This is a genomic window from Rhizobium sp. 01L419, from assembly GCF_056400025.1.
This window is the reverse complement of record NZ_JBFTSM010000061.1, coordinates 1-466: the sequence shown is the minus strand read 5'-3', so window position 1 is coordinate 466 and position 466 is coordinate 1. Positions and strand designations below refer to the sequence as shown.

General features: G+C 65.0%; 1 protein-coding gene. It reads left to right on the top strand.

Annotated features, from left to right (window positions below):
- A partial coding sequence (locus tag AC1DUP_RS36785) for a DUF4082 domain-containing protein (RefSeq protein WP_477837385.1) occupies nt 1–466 on the top strand: 466 nt, incomplete at both ends.

The following is a 466-nucleotide window of genomic DNA, read 5'->3' as shown; positions in this document are numbered from 1 at the left end:
ACCTCCACGGGCACCAAGCTTGCCACCGCCACCTTCACCACCACCACGGCAAGCGGCTGGCAGACGGTAAACTTCGCAACGCCCGTCACCATCACAGCCAACACTACCTATGTTGCCTCCTACCACACGACCGGCGCCTACGTGGCGACCAACAATTTCTATACGACCGCCGTCACCAGTGGCCCGCTGACAGCGTCAGCGAGTGGCAACGGGGTCTACCGCTATGGCGGCTCCGCCGCCGCCGGCATTTTCCCAAATGCCACTTACAGCGCCGCCAACTATTGGGCCGACGTGGTCTTCCGCCCGGCGTCGGTCTCCAACGCGACGCCGACGGCGGTTGCCGATGCGGGGGATGCGACCGAGAAGGGCGGTGCGGCCAATGGTTCGGGTGGCGTGGTTGCCAGTGGCAATGTGCTGACCAACGATACCGATCCGGATGCCGGCGACACCAAGACGGTCACGGCGG